Annotated in this window: 2 protein-coding genes and 1 pseudogene; all 3 read left to right on the top strand. The window is 73.0% G+C overall.

Annotated elements, in window-relative coordinates; genetic code table 11:
* On the top strand, window positions 1-1,337 hold a 1,337-nt coding region (glp, locus tag WBP48_RS10195), incomplete at its 5' end, for a gephyrin-like molybdotransferase Glp (protein WP_424439841.1).
* Window positions 1,330-1,884 carry a cyclic pyranopterin monophosphate synthase MoaC gene (moaC, locus tag WBP48_RS10190; RefSeq protein ID WP_424439838.1) on the top strand — a complete coding sequence of 185 codons (555 nt, stop codon included), beginning with the start codon at window positions 1,330-1,332 and terminating at the stop codon, window positions 1,882-1,884. The genes glp and moaC, both read left to right, overlap by 8 nt.
* Window positions 1,881-2,090, top strand: a pseudogene (locus WBP48_RS10185) (hypothetical protein); the annotation flags it as partial. The gene moaC and the pseudogene WBP48_RS10185, both read left to right, overlap by 4 nt.

Raw genomic sequence — 2,090 nt, 5'->3', positions numbered from 1 at the left:
CACTGGGCGCGTTCCCCCATCCGGGCGCGCCCGCCCAGCCGGGGGGCGCACCCATCCAGCCGAGCGCGCTCGGCACCGAGGAGCTGCCCTTGACGATCGCCGCGCTGCAGACCGAGACCGCGCAGTGGCGCGACCGGGTCCTCGCCGCCGACGTCATCGCCCCGGCAACCCTCCCCCCGTTCGACAACTCCCAGATGGACGGCTACGCCGTGCGCTCCGCCGACCTCGCGCGCGCGACGGCCGAACAGCCGGTCACACTGCGCGTGCGCCCCGCGATCGTCGCGGGCGAGACCGGCGGCGCCTTGGGCGTGGGCGAGGCCGCGCCCATCATGACGGGCGCACCGATCCCCGCGGGAGCCGACGCCGTCGTCCCCGTCGAGGACGTGGACCCGCCGCGCTTCATCGACGATCCCGTCGACGATCCCGCCGACCACCCCCTCGTCCAGGCCGTCGACCAGCGCCGCAATCGCGACCATCCGCGCATCCGCGTCGCTGCACCGGTCGCACCCGGGACGTTCGTGCGCGCGACCGGCACCGACGTACGGCGGGGCGAACTGCTGCTGCCGGCCGGCGCGCGCCTGACGCCCGCCGCGCTCGGGGTGCTCGCGTCGTCCGGCCTGCCGTCGGTCACCGTCCGCCGTCGACCCGTCGTGCTGCTGACGGTCACCGGAAACGAGGTGCGACAGCCCGGCACTCCGCTCCGTCCCGGTCAGATCCACGATGCCAACAGCTTCTCGCTGTGGTCGGCGCTCGTCGAGGCCGGCACCGACGTGATCGTCGCGCCGTGCGAGAGCGACGAGTCCGCGGACCTGCGCGCGGTCCTCGGCGACCACGCCGCAGGTGCGGACCTCGTCCTGACCGTCGGCGGCGTCAGCGCCGGATCACGCGAGGTCGTGCGCGACGTGTTCGAGCCCCTCGGCGTCTGGTTCGGAGCCGTCGCGATGCAACCCGGTGGGCCGCAGGGTCTCGGCCTCGCCCGGATTCGCGACCGCGACCTGCCCGTCGTGTGCTTTCCCGGCAACCCCGTCTCGTGCCTCGTCTCGTTCGAGGTGTTCCTGCGTCCGTTGCTGCGGGCACTGGCGACAGGACAGCCCGCCGCCGACGTCGAGCGCCCCCGGGAGCGCCGCCCGCTCGCCGAGGCGCTCTCCTCACCACGCGGCAAGCATCAGGTCAGGCGTGGCATCGTGGATGCCGACGGCCGCGTGCGCCCGGTGGGAGGACCCTCCTCCCACCTGCTGCACGCCTACGCGCGCTCGACCGTGCTGATACACGTGCCCACGGAGACCGACCGACTCGAGCCGGGCGACGAGGTGGAGATCTGGAGGATCGATGGATAGCGACGAGCAGCCGCCCCTGACGCATCGGCCGTTCAATAGCGCTACCGCGCCGGACGGGCACGAAGCCGTGGCTCGCGAAGGGCCCCTGACGCATCAGCGTCCCGACGGCGCCGTGCACATGATAGACGTCGCGGACAAGGCCATCACGCACCGCACCGCGACGGCGCAGGCCGTGCTCACGACCCGGCCCGACGTCGTCGCGCGGATCGTCGACGGCGACCTTCCCAAGGGCGAAGCCATCGCCGTTGCCCGCGTCGCCGGCATCCTCGCCGCGAAACAGACCTCGAATCTCGTTCCCCTGTGTCATCCTCTTCCCCTCGACGGTGTCACTGTGGAGATCATCCCGCAGGCCTCCGACATGCGGATCGAGGCGACGGTCACCACGACCGGTCGCACCGGCGTCGAGATGGAGGCGCTGACGGCGGTCAGCGTCGCGGCGCTCACGCTGTACGACATGATCAAGGCCGTCGACCGCGCCGCCGTCATCGGCGACATCGCCGTCATCGAGAAGTCCGGCGGGCGGTCCGGCACGTGGCGCAGGCCATGAGCGGCCGAGTTGCCGCCGCGGATGCCGAGACCGCCACGCCGCCGCGCGACGCGATCGTGCTGGTGTGTTCGACCCGCGTCGCGGCAGGCATCCGCGACGACACGACAGGTCCGATCCTGCGCGATTGGCTGCACGGGCGCGGATGGCAGGTCACGACCCGTGTCGTGGCCGACGGCGATCCCGTCGGGCGCGCGCTCGCCGAGGGG

Source organism: Microbacterium sp. (assembly GCF_049661145.1).
Classification (GTDB): Bacteria; Actinomycetota; Actinomycetes; order Actinomycetales; family Microbacteriaceae; genus Microbacterium.
Note: the sequence above shows the minus strand (reverse complement) of the source record. Positions and strands in the feature narration are given on the sequence as shown.